Raw genomic sequence first — 22665 nt, 5'->3', positions numbered from 1 at the left:
CGATCTGGCCATCGCCTGGGGATCCATACGCCCAGCGCGCGCATCGATCAGCGCGGACCAGACATTTCCTCCCTCCAAAACACTAGGGCGACAGCCTACCGAATGCTCTCTGCAAAATATCCATTCTGGACAAAAGGGGGGCTGTGACAGGTTCCGTTATCTACTAGCCTGAAGTCGGACCGTTCAGCGTTCCGTGGGAGGAACTTAGCTGACAACAAGGATCATGGTGTGCGCGCTGTCGAGCGTCGTTCCCCTGTGCCGTGTGTTTCGCAGGATATGTCGAGGATCGGAGGAGGATCCGCCATGCAAGACGATCATTTCAGAAATTTGGATATTCGACGCTAGCAAACCTCGGCAATGCGTTGGTGAGGCCACTGCCGCCATGTCGCCTCGTGACATCGGAGATTGGCGCGGCTGGCAGCGCAGGCAGATGCAGTTATTTCGGGAAGGACAGTCAGATGAAAGCCGTTCGCTACTACACACAGAAAGACATCCGGGTGGAGGATGTCCCGGCGCCTTCGGGTCCGCTCGGGGACGACATGGTGCTGATCGAGCCGCTGGTCTGTGGCATTTGCGGGACCGACCTGCATGAATACATTGCCGGACCGATCGTGACGCCGAGCACGCCTCATGTCTATTCGGGCGCAACACTGCCACAGATTCTAGGCCACGAATTCTCGGCGCGCGTCCTCGAAGTCGGGCGCAACGTCACGCATGTTTCGCCCGGAACCCGCGTGTCGGTGCAGCCGCTCATCTCCCCACGCGACGACTACTACGGGCGCCGCGGTCAGTATCATCTCAGCGAGAAAATGGCCTGCGTCGGCCTGTCCTGGGACTGGGGCGGCATGGGAGAGCGCGCTGTCGTCAACAGCTACAACGTCTTTCCGGTCCCTGACAGCGTCAGCGACGTTCAGGCGGCGATGATCGAACCGGCGGCGGTCGCGCTCTACGGCGTCGATCGCGGCGGTGTCGAGGCCGGAAGCACGGTCCTCGTGTCCGGTGTCGGGCCGATCGGAGCGCTGGTCCTTCTGGCGACCCGCGCAGCCGGTGCGACGACGATCTTCGTTTCCGAACTCAATCCAAACCGCCGCGCGCTGGCTCAGAAGCTGGTCCCGGAGGCGATCGTCTTCGACCCGCGCGAAACGGATACGGAAAGCCTTTTCCGGCAGCATACCGAAGACGGCGTCGGCGTCGATGTGGCGCTCGAATGCGTCGGCGCGGAAGCCTCTCTCAATCTCTGCGTCAAGGCCGTCAAGCGCCGAGGCACGGTCGTCCAGGTCGGCCTGCATGTCAAACCTGCCTCGATCGACGCCATGCTCTGGGCCTTGAAGGATATCACAGTGGAGGCGACGTGGTGCTATCCGGTGACGATCTGGCCACGCATCGCCCAGATGATCGGCGCCGGCATCTTTCCGGTTGAGCAGATTGTGACCGCGCAGATCTCGCCGGAGGATGTGGTCGAGAAGGGTTTCGAGGCTCTGCTCGATCCCAATGCGTCACACATGAAGATTTTGGTCAACATGCAGGGCTGACACCCTGCGCTTGCCGCGGACCGTGACAAGCGCGGCCGCCACGCAGATCCGTCCGACCAAAGGTGATTTGCGGGCGGTCTGCAGCACTTGAAACAGCCTGATCCAAGAGGGTTATCATGCATTACATCGTTCATTGCCTCGATCATCCCGGCGCCGTTGACAAGCGCCTCGCCCATTACGATGCCCATAAGGCCTATCTGGCATCTGCCAAGACAAAGACCGTAATCTCCGGTCCTCTTCTTGCCGACGATAACGAGACGATGATCGGCTCGCTGTTCCTGCTCGAGGCCGACACGAAGGACGAGGTGGTGGCCTTCAATCAGGCAGACCCGTTCAATGCTGCCGGCGTCTGGGCGTCGGTAAACATCCATCCCTTTGCCAAGCGGGTGGACAACCGATGAGCGGCTACGAGGGAAAACCCGTCCAGGCGGCCATTGTCGGCCTTGGCTGGTGGGGCAAGAAAATGGCGACGCTGGTCAATGCCGGAGGTGCTGAAATGCACTTCGTGCATGGCGTCGACCCCAACCCGGCAGAGCAGGGCTTTGCCGCGGAACGGGGCATGCGTTTCTCCTCCGAACTCGGCGAGGCGCTTGCCGATCCCGAGGTCGAGGCCGTGATTTTGGCAACGCCACATTCGCTGCACCAGAACCAGATCGCGCAGGCGGTTGCTGCCGGCAAGCATGTCTTTTGCGAAAAGCCGCTTGCGATGACCAGGAAGGACGCCGAAGCCTCTGTCGCGCTGTGCGAGAAGGCCGGTCTGGTGCTTGGCATGGGCCACGAGCGCCGCTTTGAACCGCCGATTGCCGAGATCCTTGATGCCGCGGCCACGGGCCGCCTTGGCCGCCTGCTGCAGATCGAAGCCAATTTCAGCCATGACAAGTTCCTGGGGCTCGATCCGTCCAACTGGCGGCTCAATGCCGAACAGGCGCCGGCGGGCGGCATGACCGCCACCGGCATCCATCTGACGGACCTCTCCGTCAAGCTGATGGGACCGGCGAAGGATGTCCGCGTCATCTGCGAAAACCTCGCGTCGGAAATCCCGCAGGGCGACACCATGAGTGCGCATATCCGCTTCAAGTCCGGCGGGTCGGCCTATGTGTCCGCCACACTTGCAACGCCGTTCATCTCGCGCTTTGCGGTGTTCGGCACGCTCGGCTGGATCGAGGTGCGGGACAAAGCGCATGTGGAATCGCCTGATGGGTGGATCGTCACCGAGGGCTGGAAGGGCCAGCCGATAACGACCCGCGAAGTGTCACCGGCCGAGCCGGTCCGGGACAACCTGCGGGCTTTTGCGCGCGCTGTCCGCGGCAGAGAGACCTATCCGATCAGCGGCGAAGAAATGATCGACAATATTGCGCTGCTCGAAGCGATCATCCTGTCTGCCCGCTCGGGCGCAGTCGAGCAACTTTGAGATTGGCTTTGGGAGGAGCATCATGAAAGCCTTGGTATTCGAAGCACCGGACAAGCCTGTCATTGCCGATCTGGCCATGCCGGAAATCTCTGCCAACGAGGTCCTCGTCCGAACCCGTGCCGTCGGCATCTGTCACTCGGATTACGAACTTCTGGCCGGTCGCTACATCATTCCGATCTCCTATCCGGTGACGCCCGGCCACGAGTGGAGCGGCGAGATCGTCGAGGTCGGTCGCAACGTCACGGGCTTCAAGGCGGGAGACCGTGTCGTCGGCGAATGCGTGGTGCGCACGCCCGAGCGGCTTCATCATTTCGGTTTTTCGATAAGCGGCGCCGACCGGGAGTTCTTCGCCGTCAATCCGGAGTGGCTGCATAAGCTGCCGGACGCGGTGGACGACAAGAAGGCGGCGCTGATCGAGCCGTTTACCTGCGGCTTCTATGCGGTGCTGCGGTCCGGCGGCACCAATGCCAGCGAGACGGTCGTCGTCTCCGGCGGCGGAACGATCGGCCTGGTGTCGGCGGCGGCTGCGATCGGCATGGGTGCACGCGTCATCGTCGTTGATCCGCTCGCAACCCGTCGCGATGTGGCGCTGAAACTCGGCGCAGACGCTGCGATCGATCCATCCGATGGCGGCGCGGCAGATCGGATCCGAGAGATGACCGGTGGTCATGGCGCTGATCTGGTGGTCGAAGCCTCCGGACATGATGCCTCGCTTGCGGCGGCGTTCGACTACGCAAGAGAAGACGGGCGCATGTCGATGGTCGGCATCAACATCGGCCGCAAAGTCCCTGTTGTCATCGGCCAGATCCAGATGAAGAATCTGACGGTCCGGGGCTGTATCGGCTCGCCCGGCGTCTGGCCGGCCGCGATCCGCTTCCTGGAGCGAACGGGCATCGACCTCTCGCCGATCCAGACCCATGACTATGCTCTGACCGATGCGGTGCAAGCCTTCAACTTTGGCAAGGACGCGACCAAGAGCATCAAGATCACTCTTTTGAATGGATGAGAACATGACACATCACGCTCTCATTGTCGGTGCGACCGGCATTGCCGGCAGCAATCTTGCCGAATACCTGCTGGCCCAAGGCGGCTGGGAGATTTCCGGTCTGTCCCGGTCGCAAAGCCCGATTGCCGCCGTCCGGACCCTGTCCTGCGACCTCACCGACGCTGCCTCCGTCGCTGCCGCCCTCGAGGGTATCCGGCCTACCCATGTCTTCATCACCGCCTGGTCGCGGCAGGAGACGGAAGACGAGAACTGCAAGGTGAATGGTGCGATCGTCCGCAACGTTCTCGATGCCCTGCGTGGCCGAGGTGTGAACCATGTCGCCCTCGTTACCGGCACCAAGCATTATCTTGGGCCTTTCGAGAACTATGCGAAAGTCGCGCCGCAGACGCCGTTCCGCGAAGAGCAGGAGCGCCTTCCCAACCAGAACTTCTACTATGTGCAGGAAGACGAGGTCTTTGCGGCGGCAGCCCGCGAAGGGTTCACCTGGTCGGTGCATCGGCCGCACACCCTGATCGGCTATGCGGTCGGTAATGCGATGAACATGGCGGCCACGCTCGGCGTCTATGCCTCCATCTGCAAGGAAACCGGCATGCCCTTCGTGTTTCCGGGATCCTCCGAGCAATGGCAGGCGGCAACCGACGTCACCGATGCGCGCATCCTCGCCAATCAACTGGCCTGGGCGTCGACGACGCCGGCCGCAGCCAACACGGCGTTCAACGTGGTCAATGGCGATGTCTTCCGCTGGAAGTGGCTCTGGCCGCGCATCGCTGCCTATTTCGGCATCGAAGCTGCGGACTATCCGGGCTCTCCTCAGCCGCTCGAGACGAAGATGGCCGATGCCGCGCCCATCTGGGATGCGCTCGTGAAGAAGCACGGGCTGAAGGAGAATGCGCTCTCGCGCGTGGCCTCCTTCTGGCACACAGATGCCGACCTCGGCCGGCAGGTGGAGACGTTCAACGACATGGCCCGCAGCCGCAAGGCAGGCTTCCTCGCCTACCAGGACACGACAGAATCCTTCACGGACGCGTTCGATCGTCTGCGCGCCGACCGGATCATTCCGTAATGACAGGACCACGCGACCAGCAAGGGAGATCGACAGGCCATGGCTGACATCGGTTACTTTACGGAGACGAACTCGGTCGATACCGTCAATGCGCGCATGGGCGCTGACGTTGATCCGCGCCTTGCGCACGTGATGGCGAGCCTCGTGAAGCATCTGCATGACTTCGCCCTGGACGTCCAGCTGACCCAGGACGAGTGGGAAACGGCGATCGGGTTTCTCACGCGCACCGGCCAGATCTGCACGCCGGAGCGGCAGGAGTTCATTCTTCTCTCCGATACGCTCGGTCTGTCGATGCTGGTGGATGCTATCAATAACCGCCGGCCCGAGGGTGCCACGGAAAACACCGTGTTCGGCCCGTTCCATGTCGAAGGCGCGCCGGTGCGGGAGATGGGCGACGAGATCTGTCGGGATGGTAAGGGCGAGAGCTGCCTGTTCCTCGGCCGTGTGCTTGATCTTGAGGGCAAGCCAATCGAGGGGGCGCGGATCGACGTGTGGTCCGACAATGCCGACGGCTACTATGACGTCCAGCAGCCCGACATTCAGCCGAAATGGAACAATCGCGGCGTGTTCGTCACCGGGGCCGATGGACATTACAGCTTCATTGGCATCAAGCCGGTGTCCTACCCCATTCCCGACGACGGCCCTGTGGGGGAGATGCTGGCGCATCTGGGACGGCATCCTTATCGCCCAGCGCATATGCATTACATGGTGCGTGCCGAAGGCTACCAGAAACTGGTGACGCATACGTTTGTCGGCGGTGATGCGTATCTCGAGTCCGACGCGGTGTTTGGCGTCAAGTCGACCCTTGTGGCACCGTTCGACCGTATGGAAGATGGCGAGACGCTGTGGCGTTCGGAGTTCGATTTCATCCTCGTCCCTCCGCAACAGTCTAGATAGGAGCAAGGCGTGGATAATTTCGTCTATAATGGAAATCCGGCCCGCGTCATTTTCGGAAGCGGCACGGTATCGCGCCTGGGTGACGAAGCCGACAGGCTGGACGTCCGGCGCATCCTGGTCCTTTCGACGCCGGAGCAGGCGGAACAGGCGCAAGGGATCGCAGAGATTCTAGGCTCCCGTTTTGCAGGGATGTATTCGAACGCGCAGATGCACACGCCCGTCGAGGTGACGCAGGATGCGATGCGAACGGTCGAGAGCCTCTCCGCCGATGCCGTGCTGTCGATCGGTGGCGGCTCGACGACAGGCCTTGGCAAAGCCATCGCATTTCGCACCGACCTGCCGCAGATCGTGGTGCCAACGACCTATGCGGGCTCGGAGGCGACGCCCATTCTGGGTGAGACCGAGAACGGACGAAAGGTCACGAAATTTGATCCGCGCATCCTGCCCGAGGTGATCGTCTACGACGTCGACCTCACTCTGACCCTTCCGGTTGCCATGTCGGTCACGAGCGGCATCAACGCGATCGCCCACGCGGTGGAAGCGCTTTATGCCCGCGAGGCCAACCCGATTGTTTCGCTGATGGCGGAGCAGGGGATTGCCGCGATTGCCCGCGCGCTTCCCATCATTGCCCGTCGACCGAATGATCCGGACGCCAGGGCGGACGCGCTCTATGGGGCCTGGCTCTGTGGCGTGTGCCTTGGATCCGTCGGGATGGCGCTGCACCACAAGCTTTGCCACACGCTCGGCGGCATGTTCAACCTGCCGCACGCACCCATGCACACGGCGCTTCTGCCGCATGCGGTCGCCTACAACGCGCCGGCCACGCCGGAAGCCATGGCCAAAATCGCCGCAGCTCTTGGTTCGGATGACGCGGCAACGGGGCTGTTCGATCTGGCCGAGGGATTGGGGGCTTCCACGGCCCTCAAAACGATGGGCATGCCGGGAGATGGGATCGATGCTGCCGTCGAACAGGCCATGGCCAATGCCTACTGGAACCCGCGGGTGCTTGAGAAAGACGGCCTGCGCCAGCTTCTGGCAAGGGCTTACGAGGGCCAGCGACCAGAATAACCTCTTATAATGAACGGCCCTTGGGAGGGGGTTAGCGATGAGCAAGTGGCTTGGAGACTGCTGGCACGTGATATCGGATTGGCTTCGTGAGCTGGGAGCGGCCTATGTCGTGAACGACGGCATGGGTGAGCGGGAAGACAAGCCATGATCCGGCACATCGTCATGTGGAACGTGCGCGGCGAGACGCCCGAGGAGAAACTGGCGGCTGCGCGTCTGATCAAGACCAAATTCGAAGGCCTCAAAGGGCAGATCCCCGGTTTGAGTACAATTGAGGTGGGGTTGGACATCAGCCGCATCTCCTATGCCTGCGACGTAGTTCTCTACTCCGAGTTCGACGACGAAGCCGCTCTCAAGCTTTACGCGGACCATCCGGCGCACGCGAAGGTGCGAGCCGAGCTCGAGGGCATCCGGATCGCCCGCCATCAGGTCGATTATATCTGCTGACCACACGTGTCGCCTGACCGCGCGATAAGCGCGGCCCCGCCTTCATGCCCTTCTAGGAGACCATCGCATGACCTCCCATTTCAGCAAGACGCCGAAAATTGCTTTTCTCGGAACCGGCGCACAGGGTGCATCGATCGGAGCGGACTTCGTGCTCGCCGGTCATGACGTGACCTTCATCGAGCAATGGCCCGACCATGTAAACGCGATCCGGGAAAATGGGATCACCGTCAATCTGCCGACCCGCACGATCAACGCCAGGGTCAAGGCCTTGCATCTCTGCGAAGTCGCGGAGATCAAGGAGCCGTTCGATCTCGTCTTCCTGGTGGTCAAAGCCTACGACACGAAATGGGCGACCCAGCTGATCGAGCCGGTGCTTGCCAAGGACGGCCTTGTGATCGGCCTCCAAAACGGCATGACCCACGAGGATATTGCGGCCATCGTCGGGCGGGAGCGGACTATTGGCGCCGTCATCGAAATCGCTTCCAACATGTTCGTACCCGGCGTCACCAACCGGCAGAACGACCACGATACCTCCTGGTTTGCGCTCGGCGCCCTAGACCCGCAGACCCAGGAGAGGGTGGAGTCGGTGGCCGACCTGCTGCGCTGCACCGGGACCGTCGAGGTGACGGATGATATCCGCTCCGCCAAATGGATGAAGCTCGTGGTCAACGCCGCCGAACTTATTCCGTCTGCCATCGTCAATCTGCCGCTCGGCGATGCGGCGCGCAGTCCGGGCATGCTCGAGGTGATGCGGGCGGCCGGCTATGAGGCCATGCAGGCGGCAATTGCCGATGGCGCAAAGATCGTTCCGATCATCGGCATGCCGCCGGTCACCACCAATCATCCGGAGCGCTATGTGGACCAGATCTTCGAGGAGGTGCTCACCGTCTTCTCGCAAGCCGATACGCTCACGACCTCGCTGCAGGACTGGCGGAAGGGCCGGCGGGCCGAGATCCAGGAGGTCAACGGCTGGGTCATCGACACGCTGAAAGCGCATGGCCGGACGGCCCCGATCAATCAGCGGGTCGTAGACCTGGCCTATGAGATCGAGGCGAACACGCTTGAGGCGAAGCCAGAAAACGCCGCTTTGCTGATCGAAACCTATGCGGCCAGCATCCCGGCGGGCTGAGGGCGCACTGATATGTTTCCCGTCTCGAATACACTTATCCAAAGCGGATATTTTCAGGGTTTTCGTAGTCTTCAAAATACATACAGTTGATCGGAAGGAGTTCGGAGGAGAGAATTTCCTGACGTATTTGAAGCGCCGGATTGCGTACTTGTTTTAGCAAGAGACGCTGACCGGTCAGAGTGACAAATTCTTGGAGGAGCAAGAATTTGGGCAATCCGCAAATCATCGTGCCTTGTGAAGTTCTGACCGCGCAGCGGTTCGGAGCCAGCTACAGGCTTGCCGAAGCTTGAGGCTGAGGCCGACGATGCCAAGGATCTGTCCAGCAGATTGCTTCCTCCAGGTATGAACCATAACCGGCTCTGGGAGGAGGACGCGATGCCTGATTTTGCTGACAAACCGACGTGTCTCTTTGCAGACTTCAAGGCGGCGTCCAGCGCCGCCGAAGAGATCGGCTTGCGCCGCCCGGCCATCGCCTCGGGTGAGGTGCGATCATCAAAAGGAGCCGACCGGTGAGTGCAGTCTCGACAATCCCCACACGGGCGGACAGCTATGCCCCAGGCCGGATGAAGCTGACGCGGAGTTTCGTGACCGTGGTCTTCTCAACCATGGTCCTTCTGATCGCCTGCCTAGTCTTTGCGCCCTCAAGCGTATCCTGGGGTGCCCTGTCAGGCAGTCTTCCGTTTGCGGCGATCATTGCCATTGTCGGCCTCGGCCAGTTGATGGTGGTTCAGCAGGGCGGCTTTGACCTCTCGCTTCCCGGTGCCGTCTCTCTCGCCGTCGTGGTCTCGACCCATTACCCGCAGCAGAATGACGGATTGCTGTATCAGGCAGTGCTCTTGGCGCTGGCCTTCAATCTGACGATCGGCTTTCTCAATGGCGCGCTCGTCAGCATCTTCCGCCTGAACTCGATCATTGCGACGATTGGCACCAACGCACTGCTTTATGCGACCGTCTTTGCCATGTCGGGCGGGGTGCCGTCTGTTACGACGGGCCTGCTCGCCAATATTGCCGGCGGCGAAACCTTCGGCCTGCCCAATGCCGTCTACTTCGCCCTCGGCGCCACCGCGCTGGTCTCCTTCATGCTGAAAAAGACCGTGGGCGGCCGCCGGTTCGAGGCGATCGGCGCAAGCCCTGCTGCCGGAGAGGCCGCAGGCCTGCGCGTGCGCTCCTATCAGATGATGGCGTATGTCTATGCCCAGCTATTCTATTGCCTGGCCGGCGTCCTGATTGCCGGCATCACCCGCGAACCCACGGCCTTCCAAGGCGATAGCCTGCTGCTGCCGTCGGTTGCCGTCGTCGTGCTGGGAGGCACGTCGCTGCTCGGCGGGCGCGGTTTTCCCATCTCGACGGTGCTGGCGGCCTTCTTCCTCAACCAGCTGAGCCAGTTCGCGCTGTCGGTCGGTGTGCCCTATTCAGCGCAAACCATCATCCAGGCTTTGGCCCTCGGTTTCGGCATCGGCGTCTACTCGCTCCGGTGGAGCGGGAAAGTCAGAAAAACAACCTAACAATAACAAGTGGAGGAGCAGACATGAACTATGCAAATTTGAAGAAGGGCCTGGCAGTCTCGGTTGCGACTGCGGTCATCGCACTGGGAGGTGCGGGTCTGGCAAAGGCGGAGACACCGTCCTGGTGCGGGCCCAAGAAGGCGACGCTTGCCCTTCTTGACGGTTACGGCGGCAACAGCTGGCGTCAGGTGACGACGGCATCCGGCAAGCAGACCGTCGAACTGTGCCCCAGTATCACCAAGTATGAGTATGCCGACGGCCAGGGCGACACCCAGAAGGCAATCTCCGACATCAAGGGTATGGCCGCCAAGGGCGTCGATGCACTGGTCGTCTTTGGCGACGCCGGCCCGGCCATGCTGCCGGCCATCACCAGCGTCTTCAAGGCCGGAAAGATCATTGTGCCCTACCGCGTCGCGGTCGGCGGCAAGGAAGGCATGAATTATTCGAAGTTCATCGGCTCGTCCTTCGAAAACGACGGCGTCACTTGGGGCAAGTGGATCAAGGGTGTGCTTCCCAAGGGTGGCAATGTCCTGTTCCTCAGCGGACCTGCCGGCAACAGCCAGGGCCTGGATGAGCTGAAAGGCCTGAAGAGCGTGCTCGGGCCTGAGTATGTCTTCGTCAATCAGGCGCCTTTTGCCGTCACGAACTGGGATCCGGCGCTGACGCAAAAGGTGCTGACCGCCGAAATCGCCAAGAACGCCAAGATCGACGTCATCGTCTCCGACTTCGGCCCGTCGCTGGTCGGTGCTCTGCCGGCCTTCACCAAGCAGGGCAAGTCCATCCCGGCGCTTGCCACGTCGGACGGCAACTCGCTCGGCTGCTTCTGGCAGGACAATCATGCCAGCAACCCGGACTTCAAGCTGTTCACCGTCGCCACCGGTAACGACAATGTCCGGTTGGCCGTGCAGTGGGCCGTCGCGCTTGCAACCGGCGGCGAAAAGCCGAAGGAGCAGATCTTCGAGGCGCCTGCCTACGAGGATTCCGTATCGGGCAAGCCCAATGCCGTTCAGTGCCGCAAGGATCTGCCGGGCGCCATCTACATGTCCTCGGCGCTGAAGCCGGAAGACCAGGCAAAGGCCGTCGGCCAGTAACTGAAACTCACGCATCGCTGACCCCGGAGGGTTTACCTTCCGGGGCTCTGTCACCAGGACGGATTGCAAATAATGTTGGCACGAAACAGTCAAGACGTGGCGCTGGACGCTCGGGATGTGGTGATCCGCCTTTCGGGCATCTCGAAATATTTCTCGGTTGTCGCGGCACTGGCCGATGTCAGCGTGGAATTCCGGGCCGGCGAAGTGCATGCCCTTCTCGGCGAGAACGGCGCCGGCAAATCGACCCTGATGAACATCATTTCCGGAACGCTGCAGCCGACCGAGGGAGAGATTCACTTCGAAGGCCGCGCCGTACAGCAAATGACCCCGGAAATCGCCAAGTCCCACGGGATTGGCATCTGCTTCCAGCATCCTGCCATTCTGGACGATCTGTCGATCCTGGAAAACCTGCGCGTGGCCTTGCCAGCCTCGGTGTTTGCGGGCGCAAAGCCCGACGATGTGGGCCGGCGCGTGCTTGCCAAGGTCGGCCTGCATCTCCCTCTTGGCATGCGCGCCGACGGTCTGACGGTTGCGCAGAAGCATTTGCTTGAGATCGCCAAGGCGCTGGCGCTCGAGCCGAAGGTGCTGATCCTGGACGAACCCACCGCCTCGCTCGACCAGGATTCGACCGACATGCTGTTTGCCCGCATCCGCGAGGTGGCGGCCGCTGGCACATCGGTCATCTACATCACCCACCGCCTGGCCGAACTTCGCCAGATTGCCGATCGGGTCACCGTGCTTCGGGATGGTCGCGTGCGCGGCTCCGCCGTCATCGGCGAGATCAGCGATGCCGATCTGGTCGGGCTTATCGTCGGGCGTACTCTGGAATCGGCATTCCCGCCGAAAGCGTCATCGGCCGATACGGAGACCGGTCTGTCCGTGGTGGGCATCACCAACAGGGACCTGAAGAACATCAGCTTCGACGTGCCGCGCGGGCAGATCGTCGGGATCGCCGGTGTCGCCGGCAACGGTCAGCCGGAACTAATGCGGGTTCTTGCAGGGCTGAGGCCTGCCGAGGGGCAGATCGTCTTACGCGGGCGCGCACTCGCCCAACCGGAACTCCTCCATGAGGCAGCCTTCATGCCGTCGGATCGCCACGTCGAAGGTGTCGCCGGCAGTTTGACCGTTCGGGAAAACGCAACTTATTCCGCGCTTGAGAAGTTCGCGGTCGGTGGCGTGATGAGCCGCAAGAAGGAACTGGCGCAGGTCGGTGCGATCTTCAGTGAGCTGGCGGTCAAGACGCCCGGGATCGAAGCGCCGATTTTTGCGCTGTCGGGCGGCAACCAGCAAAAAGTGGTCATGGCCCGCGCACTTTTGTCCGAGCCGGGACTGATCATTGCCGACGAACCGACGCAAGGTGTGGATGTCGGAGCCCGGTTTGAAATCTACCGAATTCTGCGCGAAGTCTCGGAGGCAGGGACGCCGGTTGTGGTGAACTCCTCCGATGCCGTGGAGCTCGAAGGTCTGTGCGACAAGGTCGTCGTGCTGTCGCGCGGGCATGTGGTCGAGATCCTTGAAGGTGACGACGTCACCGAAGAACGCATAGTCGCTGCGGCCGTTGGAGCGGAGACGCATGGCGACAGCAGTTTGACGGTGGCACAGCCGAGTACCGGCAGCCGATGGCGCGACCTGCTGCGGTCGGACAATGCTCCGGCGGTCCCGCTTGCCATCGTGACCGTGCTCCTTGGGCTCTATGTCTATGGCCAGAACGAGAACTTCTTCTCTGTCTACAACATCTACAACATCCTGCTTTTGGCGACCGCACTCGGCTTTATTGCGATGGGCCAGACAGTGGCGCTGCTGATGGGCGGGATCGATCTTTCGGTCGGTCCGCTCGCCGGATTTCTGGTCGTGGTCGCGTCATTCTTCATTACCGACGACAATTCCACTGCGATGATGGCGGTCGGCTTCCTCCTGATGTTTGCCGGCGCCTTTGTGACCGGGGCTATCAACGGTGTGCTGATCCGATTTGCGAATTTCACCCCGATTGCCGCGACGCTCGCCATGTATATCGCGATCCAGGGCTGCAGCTTCCTGCTGCGTGACAATCCGGATGGCTATATCAGCGCGACGGTCACCGACTGGGTCAACTGGCAATTGGGTCCTTTCCCGGTCGCCTTTCTGGTACTGGTTGTTGCAGCGGTCGGCGCCGAAACGCTGTTGCGCCGGACACGTGCAGGCTGGCGTTTGCGGGCGGTCGGATCCGACGAACAATCTGCGCGCCGGGCCGGCATTCCGGTCGAACTCACCTTCATCGGCGGCTATATCGCCTGTTCGCTGCTGACCGCTGTCGGTGCCATCATGCTGATGACGCAGATCGGTGTCGGTGACCCGCGCCAGGGCGTGAACTACACGCTGGCCAGCATCACCGCAGTCGTTCTGGGCGGAACGAGCCTTTCGGGCGGGCGGGGAACCTTCATCGGAACCCTTCTCGGAGCCGTGCTTCTGACCGAAGTGCTGAACGCGGTGACATTCCTGGGGCTGACCCAGACCTACCAGTATCTCTTCCAGGGATTGCTGGTTGTGGTGGCAGCGTTGATCTACGCAAGCGCTGGCCGGCGGAAATCGCACTGACCTCCTGGTTCTGAACAGGAGTACCTGCCGTCGATCGTGAGAAGACGACCCGGAACGCGCATCTTGACTGATTCCATAAATCCAGTATTCTGGATATATGGAATCAGAAGTCGCTATTCTCGCCCTTGCGGCGCTTGCTCAGCCAACCCGGCTCGAAGCTTTTCGCCTGCTTGTCAGGCATGAACCGGATGGACTGCCCGCAGGTGACATAGCGCGCGCGCTCGCGGTGCCGCAAAACACGATGTCTGCTCATCTCAATATCTTGTCACGCGCGGGTCTTGTTTCTTCGCAGCGCCAAAGCCGCGTCGTCACCTACCGTGTGGAGATTGAGACGTTACGGGAACTGGTGCTCTTCCTTCTCAAGGACTGCTGTGGCGGAAACGCAGCGCTCTGCGCGCCGCTGATTGCGGAACTCATCCCGTGCTGCCCTCCGGAAAAGGCGCTCTCATGACCGACAAGACATTCAACGTCCTGTTTCTGTGCACCGGCAACTCTGCGCGATCGATCCTCGCGGAAAGTGTTCTGCGAAAAATTGGCGCTGGGAAATTCAATGCCTACTCGGCGGGAAGCCAGCCTAAAGGCAACGTCAACCCAATGGCGCTCGATGTGCTTGTTGGCCACAAGTTTCCCACGGAGGGACTTCGGTCAAAAAGTTGGGACGAGTTTGCGGGTGCCGAGGCTCCGCAATTGGATTTTATCTTTACGGTCTGCGACAACGCTGCTGGCGAATCCTGCCCGGTCTGGCCGGGAAAACCAATGACCGCCCATTGGGGTATCGAGGATCCTGCTGCAGTCGAGGGTACCGACGCGGAAAAGCGCATCGCCTTCACCACAGCGCTTCGCTACATGAAGCTGCGTATCGCGGCTTTCGCCGCGCTGCCTTTAGAAAGCCTCGAAAAGATAAGCTTGACCGCCAAGCTTCAGGAAATCGGTCAGCTTGAAGGATCGACAAACAAAAGGCCTGACGTCGCATGACTTACCCCATCGATATCGTCATCTACCACAACCCGGACTGCGGGACCTCGCGCAACACGCTTGCGATGATCCGCAACGCCGGCATCGAACCCCATGTGGTCGAGTATCTCAAAACCCCGCCAGCGCGCGCGCTGCTTAAGCAGTTGATCGACCGGATGGGAATTTCCGCGCGCGATCTTCTTCGCGAAAAGGGAACGCCATTTTCCGAACTCGGTTTGGGCGACCCTTCCTTGTCCGACGAGCAACTGGTCGATGCCATGATGGACCATCCCATCCTGATCAACCGTCCAATCGTCGTCACGCCTGCCGGTGTCAGGCTGTGCCGACCATCGGAAGCGGTGTTGGATATTCTCCCAGCTGGCCAGCAGGCTGCGTTTGCGAAGGAAGACGGCGAAGTCGTCGTCGACCAGACCGGCCGTCGCGTCGTCTGACGCACGCCATTCAAGCCGAACCCGTGCGGCCCCAGTCTTCATGGCAAGGCTGCGGACGATGTCTATCTGCCAAGGAGGCCGCAAATGCGTCCCGAAGAACCAACACTGCGTCTGTCGTTCCTCGACCGCTATCTGACCGTCTGGATTTTTGCCGCCATGGCACTGGGTGTGCTGCTCGGAACTGTCTTTACCGGCCTGCCCGCAGCGCTCGACAGCCTGTCCATCGGCACCACCAATATTCCGATTGCCATCGGCCTCATCCTGATGATGTATCCGCCTCTGGCGAAAGTGCGCTTTGAGGAACTGCCGCAGGTGTTTGCCGACAAGCGGGTTCTGGCGATCTCTCTCCTGCAGAACTGGATTATCGGTCCGGTGCTGATGTTCGCGCTGGCGGTGATCTTCCTGCGGGACTATCCGGAATACATGACCGGCCTCATCCTGATCGGTCTTGCCCGCTGCATTGCAATGGTTCTCGTCTGGAACCAGCTTGCCCGGGGCGACAACCAGTATGTCGCGGGTCTCGTTGCCTTCAATTCGATTTTCCAGATCCTGTTTTTCAGCGTCTATGCGTGGTTCTTCCTGTCCGTCATGCCTCCGCTGTTTGGTCTTGAAGGCAGTGTGATTGACGTCTCGTTCTGGACGATTGCGGAAGCGGTGTTGATCTATCTCGGTATTCCGTTCCTCGCGGGATATCTGTCGCGCCGCTTGCTGACCGCGAGCAAGGGCAGGGACTGGTACGAGAATGTCTTCCTCCCGAAGATCAGCCCGATGACCCTGGCCGCCCTTCTGTTCACGATCGTCGCCATGTTCAGCCTGAAGGGCGGAGACGTGGTCCGCCTGCCGGGCGATGTGGTGATGATCGCCATTCCGCTGACGATCTACTTTCTCATCATGTTTCTTGTCAGTTTCTGGATGGCGAGGTCGGTGGGGACAGATTATCCACGCACGACAGCGGTTGCCTTTACTGCGGCCGGCAACAACTTCGAGCTGGCCATCGCGGTTGCCATTGCCGCGTTCGGCCTGGCGTCCCCGGTCGCATTTGCGGCCGTCATCGGCCCGCTCGTCGAGGTTCCTGTGCTGATCCTTTTGGTACAGATGGCACTGTGGATGGGCCGCAGATATTTTGCCAAATCGGCAGGAAGCCCGGCCGTGTAGCGCTCCCAGCGGGCACCCAAGGACGCACGGATCCCAGCGTACTAGTTCAGGCCGGACGGCTCGCGAGATGATCGCCAGACTTGTGGCGGCGCTCCAGTCGCGCAATCCCGACGAAGGCGACAATCGCACAGGCCCCGAGCGCTGTTGTGATGGTCAGTGACCACAGCGTACCGATATGGGCCATGGCAAACGCCAGCGCAAACGGTGCGGTCGCGGACAGGATCAATCGTGCGGCCATGACCTTGCCCTGCAGCCTGCCGTAGCCAGCGCTGCCAAACAGCATCAGCGGCAGGGTGCCGGTGACGATGCTGAAAAGACCGTTGCCCAAACCGAAGACAACGGCAAACGCCATGGCGCCTGCCACCGACGGAGCGGTAAGGGTGAGGATCAATACACCCCCAGGGATCAACGTGGCGGCAATCGTTGCCAAAGCCAGCGGCGGCAGATTGCCGCCGAGCATCATATTGGCAAAACGGCTCAGCACTTGTGACGGACCAAACAGCGTGCCGACAATGGCGGCAGTGGCCCCAAGGCCAAGACCCGACAACAGCGGCACCATATGGACCAGGATCGCCGCACTGACGAGAGATTGCAGTGAAAACCCCACCACCATCAGCTTGAACCCGAACTGCCGGACGTCCGGGCTGAGGCACCCTTCGACGACTTGCGCCGTGCCGTTCTGTTTCTGCGACTTTCCTTGGGCAAGGCCGTAGGACAACCAGGCGTGCAGAGGCAGGCAGACGAGCAGATTGAGCCCGGCAAACACCAGGTAGACATTCTGCCAGGACAGATGGGCGTGCAGAGCCGTTGTGATGGGCCAGAAGATCGTCGAGGCGAAGCCGGCGATCAGGGTCAGATAGGTGATGCTGCGCTGGGCGGTGCGGGGGCTTGCCTGCACCAGCAGCGCAAAGGCCGCGCCATATTGTACCAGATTGGCGGCGATCTCGATCACGATCAGAGCGGCGACGAAGCCGCTCTTTCCCGGCGCATAGGCACAAGCGACCAGCGCTGCCGCGGCAATCGCGGATCCGGCCGTCATCACCCGTCCTGCGCCAAAATGATCAATGGCCCGGCCGAGCCAGGGAGCGGTCAAGCCGCCCAGAAGAAGTGCCGCCGAAAGTGCGGCAAATATCCACTCCGTCGACCAGTTCAGGTCTCGCGCCATATCGGGTGCAAGAATGCTGAAGCTGTAATAGAGAGTTCCATAGCCGATGATCTGGGTGAGGCCCAGGGCAAGGATAGTGCCGATCGGCGGCCGCTCGCTCATATCGACTTCAGATCCACGCGCTGTTCGAGCTTTGCGGCCTCTTCCTTCCTCTCGCTATAGCGGTCTGTCAGATAGTCGGACGCATCCCGGGTCAGCAATGTGAATTTGACTAGTTCCTCGCAGACATCGACGACGCGATCGTAGTAGGCCGAGGGTTTCATGCGGCCATCCGTGTCGAACTCCTGCCATGCCTTGGCAACCGACGACTGGTTCGGAATGGTGATCATCCGCATCCAGCGACCGAGAATGCGCAACTGATTGACCGCGTTGAAGGATTGCGAGCCACCGGAGACCTGCATGACGGCGAGCGTCTTGCCCTGCGTCGGTCGCACCGAACCGGTCGTGAGGGGGATCCAGTCGATCTGCGCTTTGATAATGCCGGTCATCGCACCGTGCCGCTCGGGGCTGACCCAGACATGGCCTTCCGACCAGAGAGAAAGCGCGCGCAATTCCTGAACCTTCGGATCCGTATCCGGTGCGCCATCTGGAAGGGGCAGACCTTCGGGATTGAAGATCTTCACCTCGCATCCAAGGTGCTCGAGGAGCCGTGCTGCCTCTTCCGCCAAAAGACGGCTGAACGAAATCTTCCGCAGCGATCCATAGAGGATCAGGATCCGCGGCTTGTGCTGCGAATAGGGTGGTCGAAGTGCCTCAAGGTCGGGCTGGGAAATAAGATCAAGCGAGGCGGCTGGCAGATCAGCCATTTGGATACTCCATCGAAAAAAATTGAAACGTTCGCATTTGGGGCTCCTATAACGCAGACCCTGCGAGTTCTGTAGGCCCGCAACCGGCATCAGATTGGCCCGAACAACAGTTCTCCATCAGGAAATGGGCGAGGCCGTTGAGGGTCTCGAAATTCGCGCTGTAGACGATGGAGCGTGACTCCCGCTGAGCGCTGATCAGGCCCGCATGTTCCAGTTCTTTGAGATGAAAAGAAATGTTGGAAGGCGACACGTTCACAGCGTCGGCAATCATACCCGCCGCCAGTCCGCCCGGGCCTGCGACGACGAGCTTGCGAATGACCTGCAGTCGGGTCTGCTGTGACAGTGCGCCAAACGCATCAAGGACCTCTCGCTCGTTCACCAGTTCGTTCCTTGTCCAATAGTGATCAGGCGCGGGCGCTTGCCCGGCTTTCAAAGCCCTGTAAAGGCTATAGAACAATAATTATTCAAGACTTCAAGGATTATTGAAATATTGGCCGAAAACAATCTGCGTGACGAAGCCCGCGCGCTCGATCCCAGAATTCCATTCGGTCTCTCAAGCTGGTCGCAGGGTAGGGGCCGAGCTTTATAAAACCAGGGCTCGAAGCCGCAGCGAAGCTCGCGTTCCGAACGGTTGTCTTGTCGCGTGGACGCCAAACCGTTCGGACGCTTTCCAGTCAGCCTAGCGGGCTGGCGGAAATTCCAGCTTCTTTACGTCGTAGCCGAGTTCGCTCGCCTTGCGCACCATGCGGTTGAGCTTGGATTTCGATGGTACGGTTCGCGAATAGATCCACAGGTCCGACATCGACGGGTTGGCGCTGATGAACCAGGATTTATCCGGCGATTTGTAGAGCACGCGGTAGGTGAAGGTGATGAGCAGTGGATAGCGGACGCGCATCGTTGCGTTCGTCGTTCCGTAATCCTGAATCTTCCCGGTCCCATTGATTGTTTTAAGGCGCCCGGTTGGAGTATCGACACGACAACCGTCTTCGACCATGACCGTGTCAGGCGTTTTGCCCTTGCGGTAGGTGGAATAACCGGCAACACAGCCGTCGGTCAGGAACATCGGGGTCCTCCCGATTTCCAGCCATGTCCCCTGGTAGTGATCCGGCCCGACTTTGACGACATCGGGAGCGGCGAGGGCCTGCGATACGACGCCGATCGCGAAAAGGCATGTGATAAAGTGCAAGCTGAGATGTCTGATAAGATTGTGCATATGCTCATCCTGTCGGTTGCCGATCCCGCGTGATCTCGAGGCAACCGTACTCCCCGCGGAAGTACTCGCTGTTGCCAAACGGAACCACACATCAGCCGCATTCAGGGTCGCCGAGACATGCGCCACAGGCACAACCAGTTTGTTTGCCGGCCAACGATGTGGATCTATGGCTGCGACGGGCAAAATCAAGCGCGTTGCCACGCGCGAACAACTGCTCGGCTGGTCTCGATCCAATGGCGCGGCTTATCGGGTTGGCCCTATCGCTTGGTAAGCAAGATTGCGGCAAAGGGCTCCGAGTTGACGTTCGTGAGAGGTTGACTTAGGAGGGGCCGCCGTGACGCTTGATGTCCTCGTCTTGCCCGCTGTCACAGCGTTGCTGCGATCAGACCTGCCTCGTGGACATCCTGTGGCCAGACCATCATAAAGCCGCGCCAGTGCAGGCGTTTGACAAGCCGGATTTTACACCATGAGTGCCCAACCCGAAGTCGCTGGTTTTTACGACGCGCGTAGCGGCAGCATCCAGTATGTCGTAAGCTGCAAGGCCACGAAGAAATGCGCCATCATCGATCCGGTTCTCGACTACGACGAGAAATCCGGAAGCACGGCCACGCGTCACGCCGATGCGCTCCTTTCACATATCCAGATGCAGGGACTGGACGTCGCGTGGATCCTCGACACGCATCCCCATGCAGACCATCTCACCGCAGCAGCATACCTCAAGTCGAAGACCGGCGCGCCGACCGCGATCGGCGCCGACGTGGTCAAGGTCCAGGCGCTATGGAAGGACATCTACAATGCGCCGGCGATGCCAACCGACGGATCCCAGTGGGACCGGCTGTTTTCGGATGGCGACCGGTTCATGATCGGTGAGATCGAGGGCCGCGTCATGCATTCGCCCGGCCACACACTGGCATCGATCACGTATGTGGTCGGTGATGCGGCCTTCATCCACGACACGCTGTTCATGCCCGACAGCGGTTCGGCCCGCGCCGATTTTCCCGGAGGCAGCGCTGAAGATCTGTGGTCGTCGATCGAGGCAATCCTGAACTTGCCCGACGACACCCGGCTGTTCACCGGCCACGATTATCGTCATGGCGGGCGGGAAGCGCTCTGGGAGAGCACCGTCGCGCAACAGAAGGCGCAGAACATTCACCTCCGGTCAGGGCGTGACGAGTTTATCCAGTCCCGCATCAGCCGTGACAAAACGTTGCCGTTTCCGAAACTGATGCTGCATGCCCTGCAGGTCAATCTGATGGCAGGAGAGCTGCCGCCAAAGGAGGCGAACGGCGTGAGGTACCTGAAGATCCCGATCGACGCCTTCCCTGTGGCGGCCTGGTAAGACATTTTGTCGGCGCCAAGCGCAACCTCACGAAATAGTGCGGCCGTAGGCGGTTTGATGCTTTTCAGAAGGGGATAATGTTTGCATATTGTCTCGGCAGACGACGATACAGTCGTCGGCAACCCTCGGTATAGCTTGGAGGAGCGATTACATGAAGCGGACGTGGCCTGAGGAATTTGACTTCATACTGGATGGGGCTGAGGAGGTTTCGCTGGAGGTTCCAGTGGCCCGCAAGGGAGATGTTTCGCAGGGCGAAACGGTAACGCGCCATGCTCTTAAGGTCCGTCTCACGCAACAGGATTACGAACGTGTCTGGCCGTTGGCGGAAACACGCTATCGTCTTGGCGGTAGCCGTACTGGCAAAGCGATCACGCTGATCGCCAACAATCCGCACTACCAGCAATGGCACCCGGCCGACGGAGGTTCGGACGCAGGCGATGCCGAGGGCGGCCGATCCTATGCGACCCGCTATGTGGTCGTGTTCTTCCTGCTCGACGAAGTGCGAGAGACTGCAGACGCCTGACCTCTTGAGATCGCAGCCGGCCTAGAAACCCGACTGCACATGAGAGAAAATCTCGACAACGAGAAGATTGAGTTGGCCGCCTATGAACGGGGCGGCCACTGCCAGCGCTACAAAGACAGCAACAATCTTTGGCGCAAAGCTCAGCGTGCTTTCCTGGACCTGCGTGAGAGCCTGGACAAGGCTGATAACCAGACCGACTGCCATAGCGGTGAAAACCGCAGGCGCTGAAGCAAGGAGCATTGCCCAGACAGAGATCCGCAGGATCTCCAACGCGTCTGCTTCTGTCATTTCACACCAGCATTGAATGTATATTGGGCGGCGAGACCGCGTTTCGTATCTGCCTTAATACAGATTCGGCGGTTGTCAGAGTTAAGTATTGTTAAGATGCGTAAAACGTCTGGACTGCGATAAAATAACGTACAATTTTGGTATTGAAGCAGAGACGTAATGCGGAGATGCTTAGCCACCGCAGCTTTTATATTGCTTGTATTACTGCTCGCTTATGTGGCGTCGGACTTGGTTCGGTCCATGAAGATACGCGATATTATTCAATGGTGGTTGGAGGCGTTATGGACATCAGTCTATCGGGAGAAGTTCTTCCCTTCGATGAGGGCGATGCCGCCGATCTACTGAAGGTTATGGGGCACCCCGCACGGTTCAAAGTCCTCTGTCTGGTACAGGATTGCGAGCGCGACGTGCGATCACTCGCAAAGGCGGTGAATCTCAGCCAATCGGCACTCTCTCAACATCTGAAGATTCTCAGAGACGCAAACCTCGTCTCGGCGCGTCGACAAGCGCAGACGGTTTTCTATCGCTGCCACGAGGAAGGTGTCCGCCAGGTTCTTGACTGTATGCAAAGCATATTCTGTTCCGTCGCAGAGACTCACGAAGCTGTGGCGGTTGCCTACGCTTAGACCCTACGCAATGACCTTGACGATGTCCCAGCTCTCTTCTGTCAATATCGACCGCTGTCTTGAGAATGCAATGAGCACGCTGCCGGTCATAGCAGCGCTTACATGCGGCATGAATTTTAAGGCAAAAACTCGTATTTTTGGCTCTATGCTTGACGATTGCCAGAATTAGCCTCGGTCAAACGATGGCGCAGCTTAAATCAAGTTCTGCTACTATAGCATAGGGCGAACTATTAACGGTTTTTTATCCCCTGAATCCTAGATTTGTGGTGCCAGATAGGCGCCGTGGCGCCGCATACCCATGAGGGTTTTATGGCCGTGAAGATCAGGAACAGCCGCCACCTGACAGTCTAACACCTGTTCGGTAGACATCTGGGTTTTTGAGCCCCCTTGCTTGCCCCGCGATGGCTTCGAAGCACGCGCGCCG

Annotated in this window: 25 protein-coding genes; 20 read left to right on the top strand and 5 right to left on the bottom strand. The window is 60.2% G+C overall.

Annotated features, from left to right (window positions below; all coding sequences use genetic code 11):
- The first annotated feature begins 458 nt into the window (after window positions 1-458).
- From ASG19_RS16825 to arsB, 17 genes are all read left to right on the top strand, one after another.
- Window positions 459-1532, top strand: a complete 1074-nt coding sequence (locus ASG19_RS16825; RefSeq protein WP_062459869.1) for a 2,3-butanediol dehydrogenase — start codon at window positions 459-461, stop codon at window positions 1530-1532.
- A 116-nt stretch (window positions 1533-1648) separates the two neighbouring features.
- Window positions 1649-1933, top strand: a complete 285-nt coding sequence (locus ASG19_RS16820; RefSeq protein WP_062459867.1) for a YciI family protein — start codon at window positions 1649-1651, stop codon at window positions 1931-1933.
- Window positions 1930-2943, top strand: a complete 1014-nt coding sequence (locus ASG19_RS16815; protein WP_062459865.1) for a Gfo/Idh/MocA family oxidoreductase — start codon at window positions 1930-1932, stop codon at window positions 2941-2943. Before ASG19_RS16820 ends, ASG19_RS16815 begins: the two co-directional genes overlap by 4 nt.
- 22 nt (window positions 2944-2965) lie before the next feature.
- The gene (locus tag ASG19_RS16810) at window positions 2966-3949 is read left to right on the top strand and encodes a zinc-binding dehydrogenase (protein ID WP_062459863.1); all 984 of its coding nucleotides are present in this window, start codon (window positions 2966-2968) and stop codon (window positions 3947-3949) included.
- A 4-nt stretch (window positions 3950-3953) separates the two neighbouring features.
- Window positions 3954-5012, top strand: coding sequence for an SDR family oxidoreductase (locus ASG19_RS16805; RefSeq protein ID WP_062460483.1), 1059 nt, complete (start codon window positions 3954-3956; stop codon window positions 5010-5012).
- 39 nt (window positions 5013-5051) lie between these two features.
- On the top strand, window positions 5052-5909 hold the full coding sequence (locus ASG19_RS16800; RefSeq protein ID WP_062459861.1) for an intradiol ring-cleavage dioxygenase: 858 nt from the start codon (window positions 5052-5054) through the stop codon (window positions 5907-5909).
- A 9-nt stretch (window positions 5910-5918) separates the two neighbouring features.
- Window positions 5919-6977 carry a maleylacetate reductase gene (locus ASG19_RS16795; RefSeq protein ID WP_062459859.1) on the top strand — a complete coding sequence of 353 codons (1059 nt, stop codon included), beginning with the start codon at window positions 5919-5921 and terminating at the stop codon, window positions 6975-6977.
- A gap of 144 nt (window positions 6978-7121) precedes the next feature.
- On the top strand, window positions 7122-7421 hold the full coding sequence (locus ASG19_RS16790; protein ID WP_062459857.1) for a Dabb family protein: 300 nt from the start codon (window positions 7122-7124) through the stop codon (window positions 7419-7421).
- Window positions 7422-7488: 67 nt separating this feature from the next.
- Complete coding sequence (locus ASG19_RS16785; protein ID WP_062459855.1) at window positions 7489-8550, top strand: 2-dehydropantoate 2-reductase; 1062 nt, start codon at window positions 7489-7491, stop codon at window positions 8548-8550.
- A 276-nt stretch (window positions 8551-8826) separates the two neighbouring features.
- The gene (locus ASG19_RS16775) at window positions 8827-9063 is read left to right on the top strand and encodes a hypothetical protein (protein ID WP_062459851.1); all 237 of its coding nucleotides are present in this window, start codon (window positions 8827-8829) and stop codon (window positions 9061-9063) included.
- On the top strand, window positions 9060-10055 hold the full coding sequence (locus ASG19_RS16770; protein ID WP_200933914.1) for an ABC transporter permease: 996 nt from the start codon (window positions 9060-9062) through the stop codon (window positions 10053-10055). Before ASG19_RS16775 ends, ASG19_RS16770 begins: the two co-directional genes overlap by 4 nt.
- Window positions 10056-10078: 23 nt before the next feature.
- Complete coding sequence (locus ASG19_RS16765; RefSeq protein ID WP_062459847.1) at window positions 10079-11146, top strand: substrate-binding domain-containing protein; 1068 nt, start codon at window positions 10079-10081, stop codon at window positions 11144-11146.
- A 72-nt stretch (window positions 11147-11218) separates the two neighbouring features.
- Window positions 11219-13720 carry an ATP-binding cassette domain-containing protein gene (locus ASG19_RS16760; RefSeq protein ID WP_062459845.1) on the top strand — a complete coding sequence of 834 codons (2502 nt, stop codon included), beginning with the start codon at window positions 11219-11221 and terminating at the stop codon, window positions 13718-13720.
- Window positions 13721-13817: 97 nt separating this feature from the next.
- Window positions 13818-14171 carry a metalloregulator ArsR/SmtB family transcription factor gene (locus tag ASG19_RS16755; RefSeq protein ID WP_062459843.1) on the top strand — a complete coding sequence of 118 codons (354 nt, stop codon included), beginning with the start codon at window positions 13818-13820 and terminating at the stop codon, window positions 14169-14171.
- Entirely contained in the window at window positions 14168-14695 is a 528-nt protein-coding gene (locus ASG19_RS16750) for an arsenate reductase ArsC (RefSeq protein ID WP_062459841.1), read from the top strand. The genes ASG19_RS16755 and ASG19_RS16750 overlap by 4 nt, the downstream gene beginning before the upstream one ends.
- Window positions 14692-15126 (top strand): arsenate reductase (glutaredoxin), encoded by a 435-nt coding sequence (arsC, locus tag ASG19_RS16745; protein WP_062459839.1) that lies wholly within the window; start codon window positions 14692-14694, stop codon window positions 15124-15126. The genes ASG19_RS16750 and arsC overlap by 4 nt, the downstream gene beginning before the upstream one ends.
- Before the next feature lie 84 nt (window positions 15127-15210).
- Window positions 15211-16281, top strand: coding sequence for an ACR3 family arsenite efflux transporter (gene arsB, locus ASG19_RS16740; RefSeq protein ID WP_062459837.1), 1071 nt, complete (start codon window positions 15211-15213; stop codon window positions 16279-16281).
- Between the two features lie 46 nt (window positions 16282-16327).
- Here the strand turns inward: arsB and arsK are convergent, their stop codons facing one another.
- The 4 genes from arsK to ASG19_RS16720 all read right to left on the bottom strand — a co-directional run bounded on the left by arsK (window position 16328) and on the right by ASG19_RS16720 (window position 19465).
- Window positions 16328-17548 (bottom strand): arsenite efflux MFS transporter ArsK, encoded by a 1221-nt coding sequence (gene arsK / locus ASG19_RS16735; RefSeq protein WP_062459834.1) that lies wholly within the window; start codon window positions 17546-17548, stop codon window positions 16328-16330.
- Window positions 17545-18252, bottom strand: coding sequence for an arsenical resistance protein ArsH (gene arsH, locus ASG19_RS16730; RefSeq protein WP_062459832.1), 708 nt, complete (start codon window positions 18250-18252; stop codon window positions 17545-17547). The genes arsK and arsH overlap by 4 nt, the downstream gene beginning before the upstream one ends.
- Window positions 18253-18298: 46 nt before the next feature.
- Window positions 18299-18631, bottom strand: a complete 333-nt coding sequence (locus ASG19_RS16725; RefSeq protein ID WP_062460480.1) for a metalloregulator ArsR/SmtB family transcription factor — start codon at window positions 18629-18631, stop codon at window positions 18299-18301.
- A gap of 300 nt (window positions 18632-18931) precedes the next feature.
- Window positions 18932-19465 (bottom strand): lipocalin family protein, encoded by a 534-nt coding sequence (locus tag ASG19_RS16720; protein WP_062459829.1) that lies wholly within the window; start codon window positions 19463-19465, stop codon window positions 18932-18934.
- Between the two features lie 466 nt (window positions 19466-19931).
- Between ASG19_RS16720 and ASG19_RS16715 the strand changes: the two genes are divergently transcribed.
- Window positions 19932-20804, top strand: a complete 873-nt coding sequence (locus tag ASG19_RS16715; protein ID WP_062459827.1) for an MBL fold metallo-hydrolase — start codon at window positions 19932-19934, stop codon at window positions 20802-20804.
- A 151-nt stretch (window positions 20805-20955) separates the two neighbouring features.
- Window positions 20956-21327 carry a hypothetical protein gene (locus tag ASG19_RS16710; protein WP_062459825.1) on the top strand — a complete coding sequence of 124 codons (372 nt, stop codon included), beginning with the start codon at window positions 20956-20958 and terminating at the stop codon, window positions 21325-21327.
- A gap of 21 nt (window positions 21328-21348) precedes the next feature.
- Here ASG19_RS16710 and fliQ read toward each other — a convergent pair whose 3' ends face one another.
- Window positions 21349-21615: a flagellar biosynthesis protein FliQ gene (gene fliQ, locus ASG19_RS16705; protein ID WP_062459823.1), complete on the bottom strand. Its 267-nt coding sequence runs from the start codon at window positions 21613-21615 to the stop codon at window positions 21349-21351.
- Between the two features lie 281 nt (window positions 21616-21896).
- On the opposite strand from fliQ, the gene ASG19_RS16700 reads away from it, so the two are divergent.
- Window positions 21897-22241 (top strand): metalloregulator ArsR/SmtB family transcription factor, encoded by a 345-nt coding sequence (locus ASG19_RS16700; RefSeq protein WP_062460477.1) that lies wholly within the window; start codon window positions 21897-21899, stop codon window positions 22239-22241.
- Window positions 22242-22665 lie beyond the last annotated feature (424 nt).

The organism is Rhizobium sp. Leaf306, from assembly GCF_001423425.1.
GTDB lineage: Bacteria > Pseudomonadota > Alphaproteobacteria > Rhizobiales > Rhizobiaceae > Neorhizobium > Neorhizobium soli.
The sequence above is the reverse complement of the archived record's forward strand: the minus strand, read 5'-3'. Positions and strand labels throughout refer to the sequence as shown.

Coding starts and splice junctions, on each gene's coding strand:
- ASG19_RS16825 (WP_062459869.1), top strand. CDS start 459: ATGAAAGCCGTTCGCTACTACACACAGAAAGACATCCGGGTGGAGGAT.
- ASG19_RS16820 (WP_062459867.1), top strand. CDS start 1,649: ATGCATTACATCGTTCATTGCCTCGATCATCCCGGCGCCGTTGACAAG.
- ASG19_RS16815 (WP_062459865.1), top strand. CDS start 1,930: ATGAGCGGCTACGAGGGAAAACCCGTCCAGGCGGCCATTGTCGGCCTT.
- ASG19_RS16810 (WP_062459863.1), top strand. CDS start 2,966: ATGAAAGCCTTGGTATTCGAAGCACCGGACAAGCCTGTCATTGCCGAT.
- ASG19_RS16805 (WP_062460483.1), top strand. CDS start 3,954: ATGACACATCACGCTCTCATTGTCGGTGCGACCGGCATTGCCGGCAGC.
- ASG19_RS16800 (WP_062459861.1), top strand. CDS start 5,052: ATGGCTGACATCGGTTACTTTACGGAGACGAACTCGGTCGATACCGTC.
- ASG19_RS16790 (WP_062459857.1), top strand. CDS start 7,122: ATGATCCGGCACATCGTCATGTGGAACGTGCGCGGCGAGACGCCCGAG.
- ASG19_RS16785 (WP_062459855.1), top strand. CDS start 7,489: ATGACCTCCCATTTCAGCAAGACGCCGAAAATTGCTTTTCTCGGAACC.
- ASG19_RS16765 (WP_062459847.1), top strand. CDS start 10,079: ATGAACTATGCAAATTTGAAGAAGGGCCTGGCAGTCTCGGTTGCGACT.
- ASG19_RS16760 (WP_062459845.1), top strand. CDS start 11,219: ATGTTGGCACGAAACAGTCAAGACGTGGCGCTGGACGCTCGGGATGTG.
- ASG19_RS16755 (WP_062459843.1), top strand. CDS start 13,818: ATGGAATCAGAAGTCGCTATTCTCGCCCTTGCGGCGCTTGCTCAGCCA.
- ASG19_RS16750 (WP_062459841.1), top strand. CDS start 14,168: ATGACCGACAAGACATTCAACGTCCTGTTTCTGTGCACCGGCAACTCT.
- arsC (WP_062459839.1), top strand. CDS start 14,692: ATGACTTACCCCATCGATATCGTCATCTACCACAACCCGGACTGCGGG.
- arsB (WP_062459837.1), top strand. CDS start 15,211: ATGCGTCCCGAAGAACCAACACTGCGTCTGTCGTTCCTCGACCGCTAT.
- arsK (WP_062459834.1), bottom strand. CDS start 17,548: ATGAGCGAGCGGCCGCCGATCGGCACTATCCTTGCCCTGGGCCTCACC.
- arsH (WP_062459832.1), bottom strand. CDS start 18,252: ATGGCTGATCTGCCAGCCGCCTCGCTTGATCTTATTTCCCAGCCCGAC.
- ASG19_RS16720 (WP_062459829.1), bottom strand. CDS start 19,465: ATGCACAATCTTATCAGACATCTCAGCTTGCACTTTATCACATGCCTT.
- ASG19_RS16715 (WP_062459827.1), top strand. CDS start 19,932: ATGAGTGCCCAACCCGAAGTCGCTGGTTTTTACGACGCGCGTAGCGGC.
- ASG19_RS16710 (WP_062459825.1), top strand. CDS start 20,956: ATGAAGCGGACGTGGCCTGAGGAATTTGACTTCATACTGGATGGGGCT.
- fliQ (WP_062459823.1), bottom strand. CDS start 21,615: ATGACAGAAGCAGACGCGTTGGAGATCCTGCGGATCTCTGTCTGGGCA.
- ASG19_RS16700 (WP_062460477.1), top strand. CDS start 21,897: ATGGACATCAGTCTATCGGGAGAAGTTCTTCCCTTCGATGAGGGCGAT.